The following is a 2127-nucleotide window of genomic DNA, read 5'->3' as shown; positions in this document are numbered from 1 at the left end:
GGTCAATCGCGTTTTATTGGGTAGCTGATTTACCAAGCCATTCATGCCATATAATAAAGCTATCACCCCACCACAGCCTATGACAACGGCGAGAATGAAAGTAACTATTTTGAGCAATACCATCCTTTATTGCCTCATCACTTAATCACCTGATCACCTGATCACTTTATCACCTCATATATATCTCTCACCGAATCCCGTTTATTGCCATGCTCTAAGTTATAAAATTTATAATTTTTCTGCCACCGTTCCAGTTCATAGATAGATATTGATTTAGCGATAAGGTCAGTGCTCCTTGCACGATCAACTACTTGTGGATCCGTTGTAAATACTCCACAATTAATTTGGTTAGTTGATAGCTTCCAATAATCCCTAAATTGCTCTTTCCAATCAATGACTTGATCCACTACCTTATTTCTATGCTTATTTCTTCTAGTTCTTTCGTGCTTTCCTGTCGCTTCAGTATCAATATATTTGGTTTCAATTAAAAATAAACCGTTGTCTTGACTAAGATAAACAAAATCAACTTTTCCTAAATTTGTATAGTCTTGGATTAAGGCTTTTTCAAATAACAGGAGCTTACTACAGTTTGGAAATAATGACTTGATCTTGAAAAATAGATATGCCTGTAAGAGAAGTTCTTTATCATAGGGGAAACCAATAACCCCTACAAAAAAACGTCTGATATCTTCTTCACTTTGTGGCTGTTCACGTTTACAATAGGAAACAAATTTATCAATCTGACTAGTATCCATAGCTTATTTATTCTTTAAACTTGAGCTCAAGGGGTGACAACAAAGCTCAAACCTAGGCAGGTGTTAGGTGGCACGGTTTTAGGTTTTGGGTTTAATGAGCGCGACTCGTGTTGTTGTAATTCCGAGCAGTTGAAGCAATTTTCACCAATCCAACTGCATAGATAGTTTTAATCAACTACTACGCCATGACGATGTTCACGCTTCACCTAACCCCTAAAACCTAACCCCTGTAAGATTTTCAATTAGCTTGTCACCCCGTGAGAAACTTGAGTTTGGGTGCATCTCATTTTTGCTGTTTGACACAGTGGTGCGTTACGGGGCGGACTGTCCAAACCCTGGCTACGAGGCGGAAAATGAGAGCCCCCCTAAAGCACCACTAGCAAGATTTTCAAATATGAGATGCACCCCTTGAGTTTGACCTAAAGGTGAAATCCTAAATTTACGGCGTTGCTCAATTGTGGAAGACCCAAAGGTAATGGGTAATCGGTAATCGGTAACTACTCCAACTAGACTTGAGTACCCAAAGCCTATTCAGCAACGCCAAATTTATAGTAGTTACTGACATCCTACTATATCTTGCCTGCTTACACTCCAAGGGATTGCCGTTACAGCGGAACGAAGCGCAATTGATAATATTTACTCAGAGATTTAATCGTAATTAATAGCTAAACCGCGCTATTTTAACTTTGGCTAAATGGCGACTAATAACTTAAAATAATATACCAGGACTTTTGACGATATGATGATTAGTAAACTTGATTTGATATCAGTGTCTTATAGTTAAAGAGGGAGCAGGTCTTGCTTTGCTTAAACATTAGTACTATTTTCCAGTAGAGCAAGCTTAAACCCATGAGGGGGCTATAGATAATGTACAAATATTCATCCAGGACTAGCTCCCCTGAAGACCTATTATAGCAATTCTACGACTTGTGAGGTACAAATTTATGGTTTTTAGGGACTGAGGCCGTTGGCCACGCGGGGCGCGTTCGGAGCAGGGAGCAGGGAGCAGGGAAGAGGGAAAAGGGAAGAGGGAAAAGGGAAGAGGGAAAAAATAATGTGTACCTCATGAGTCCTAGAAACGCTATACCTATTACCTATTACCTGACGGGGTGACAAACAGCCTTAAAAGCTTTACGGGGTGACCGGGTGTGGGGTGATGGGTGTAGGGGAAGATCAAAAGCTGGCTAAGTTGCGACGGGACGGTTAAATCAGGTATATGACCGATTGTTATTGCACCGGCTCACTCCAAATTCCCTGTCTTGATGCAGTCGCTCATGGGGGAAACCACGCCAGTTGCTCATGGTTTGAAGTTACCGTAAGACAGGCTCGCCTTGTCTTGATGCAGTCGCTCATGGGGGTTTCCCCCATGAGC

At 41.3% G+C, this 2127-nt stretch carries 2 protein-coding genes; both read right to left on the bottom strand.

Annotated features, from left to right (window positions below; genetic code table 11):
* Window positions 1–161: 161 nt before the first annotated feature.
* Window positions 162–755: a hypothetical protein gene (locus tag F6K49_RS43270; RefSeq protein WP_075902570.1), complete on the bottom strand. Its 594-nt coding sequence runs from the start codon at window positions 753–755 to the stop codon at window positions 162–164.
* Window positions 756–1675: 920 nt separating this feature from the next.
* Window positions 1676–1822, bottom strand: a complete 147-nt coding sequence (locus F6K49_RS43265; RefSeq protein WP_293107816.1) for a hypothetical protein — start codon at window positions 1820–1822, stop codon at window positions 1676–1678.
* Between the last annotated feature and the right edge of the window lie 305 nt (window positions 1823–2127).

The sequence above is a fragment of the Moorena sp. SIO3I6 genome (genome assembly GCF_010672095.1).
Note: the sequence above shows the minus strand (reverse complement) of the source record. Positions and strands in the feature narration are given on the sequence as shown.